General features: G+C 71.4%; 3 protein-coding genes. All 3 read left to right on the top strand.

What is annotated here, in order from left to right; translation table 11 throughout:
• Positions 1–492: glucosidase (locus VMS22_22635; protein HXJ36844.1), on the top strand; the 492-nt coding region annotated here is incomplete at its 5' end.
• Between the two features lie 103 nt (positions 493–595).
• Positions 596–1,828: an IS21 family transposase gene (gene istA, locus VMS22_22630; protein HXJ36843.1), complete on the top strand. Its 1,233-nt coding sequence runs from the start codon at positions 596–598 to the stop codon at positions 1,826–1,828.
• The coding region (gene istB, locus VMS22_22625; GenBank protein ID HXJ36842.1) for an IS21-like element ISAnsp4 family helper ATPase IstB at positions 1,825–2,201 on the top strand (377 nt) is incomplete at its 3' end. The genes istA and istB, both read left to right, overlap by 4 nt.

The raw sequence follows: 2,201 nt of genomic DNA, 5'->3' as shown, positions 1-2,201 counted from the left end.
ATGTTCGGGGGCAACTCCAACTGGCGCGGACCGATCTGGTTCCCGGTCAATGCGCTCCTCCTCCGGGCGCTCCTGTCGTTCTACGGCTACTACGGGGATGCCTTCCGCATCGAGTGCCCGACCGGCTCCGGCCACCTGATGAACCTCTTCGACGTCGCCAAAGAGATCACGAACCGGCTCCAGCGCATCTTCCTCTGTGACGAGCGGGGCCGTCGCCCGGTGTTCGGCGGCGTCGAGAGGTTCCATTCCGACCCGCACTGGCGCGATCATGTGCCGTTCTACGAGTACTTCCACGGCGACAACGGCGCGGGCGTCGGCGCCGGTCACCAGACCGGCTGGACGGCGCTCGTGGCGCCCCTGATGCAACTCTTCGGGCGTGTGGACGCGAGGACGTTCCTCGAGGGAGGAAGGACCACGGTGTTCCGGCGCCCGGCCGTCGCGGAACCTCGCAGCGAGTCAGGGAGCCGCGCTGTAGAGCGACAGGATAACTGACCCCCTCGCGACACTAATTCTGACCCCCCTCCCTCCTCCAACGACGGAGGCGGAGATGGGCAGAGAAGTCCTGGCTGTGGCACCCCCGAGCGCGGAGGTGCCGATGGTCGAGGCGGAGGCGGTCCGGGAGATGCGCGAGCTCGCGGGGCGAGGCTGGGGAGCCAAGCGCATCGCCCGCGAGCTGGGGCTGGCGCGCAACACGGTGCGGCGGTACCTGCGCGGCGGGCCGGGCGCCGAGGTCCAGGAGCGACCGGCGGCGCGCCGCCTCGACGAGATGGCGCGGGCCGAGGCGGTGGCGCTGTTCGACGGTGCCGCCGAGGGCAACGCAGTGGTCGTCGCGGATCTGCTGGCGGCGCGAGGCGTCGACGCGAGTGTCCGGACCGTGCAGCGCGCGGTGGCGGAGCGGCGACGCGAGCAGCGCGCTGCGGATCTCGCGACGGTGCGGTTCGAGACCGCGCCGGGCCGGCAGATGCAAATCGACTTCGGCGAGCGGAAGGTCTGGATCGCCGGCGAGCGGGTCACGGTGCACTTCCTCGCCGCGGTCCTGAGCTACTCGCGTCGCGGGTTCGTGAAGGCGTTCCTCCACGAGCGCCAGGGCGAGTGGCTCGATGGCATCGCGTCGGCGTTCCGGCACTTCGGGGGCGTGCCCGCCGAGGTCCTCGGCGACAACACGCGCTGCCTCGTCGCTGCTCGCAACCGCGAGGCGCAGACGGTGACGTTCCACCCGGCGTACCTCGCCTTCTGCCGCGACTGGGACGTGCAGCCGCGCGCGTGCCAGCCGTACCGGGCGCGCACCAAGGGCAAGACCGAGTCCGGCGTGAAGTACGTAAAGCGCAACGCCATCGCCGGCCGGCAGTTCGAGTCGTTCGCGCACCTCGAGGCGCACCTCGCCGAGTGGCAGCTCGCGGCCGACCAGCGCGTCCACGGGACGACGCACGAGCGACCAGCGGAGCGATTCGAGCGCGACGAGCGGCAGGCGCTGCGACCACTCCCGGCGAGGCCGCTGCCGACCCACGGCCGCCGCCTGCAGCGGCGCGTCGCCAACGACGCGCTCATCGACATCGACACGGTTCGCTACAGCGTCCCGCACCGGCTCGTCCGAGACCACGTCGAGGCGCTCGTCACCGCGACCGAGATCCGCGTCTACCACGGCCAGGAGCTCGTCGCCGTCCACGCGCGCTCGCAGGAGCCGCACGCTCGCGTCGTCGACCCGACGCACTTCGAGGGGCTCTGGCGGCGCACGCCGGTCGAGAACGTCGTGCCGCTCTCGCAGCCGCTCGCGGCGCTGGGCCGTAGCCTTGACGACTACGCGGCCGTGATCGGGGGTGCGGCGTGAGCACGGAGATCGTCCGCGCGCGCGTGCTCGAGCACCTTGGTCGCCTGCGGCTCGGCCGCATCGCCGAGCAGCTCGACGCGCTCCTCTCCAGCGCCGCTCGCGGCGAGCCGACGTACCTCGACTTCCTCGACACGATCCTGCGCGAGGAGGTCGGCGCCAAGCAGCGCAAGCGAGTGGCGATGGGCATTCAGATCGCGCACTTCCCGACCGTGAAGACGCTCGACGACTTCGACTTCAAGTTCCAGCCGAGCGTCGACCAGAAGCTCGTCCGCGAGCTCGCCGTCGGCCGCTACGTCGCCCAGGCCGAGAACGTTCTCGTCTTCGGCCCGCCGGGCGTCGGCAAGACTCACCTCGCCATCGCGCTCGGCCGCGC

It is taken from the genome of Candidatus Eisenbacteria bacterium (assembly GCA_035577985.1).
Lineage (GTDB): Bacteria > Desulfobacterota > Binatia > DP-6 > DP-6 > DATJZY01.
The sequence above is the reverse complement of the archived record's forward strand: the minus strand, read 5'-3'. Positions and strand labels throughout refer to the sequence as shown.

Coding starts and splice junctions, on each gene's coding strand:
- istA (HXJ36843.1), top strand. CDS start 596: ATGGTCGAGGCGGAGGCGGTCCGGGAGATGCGCGAGCTCGCGGGGCGA.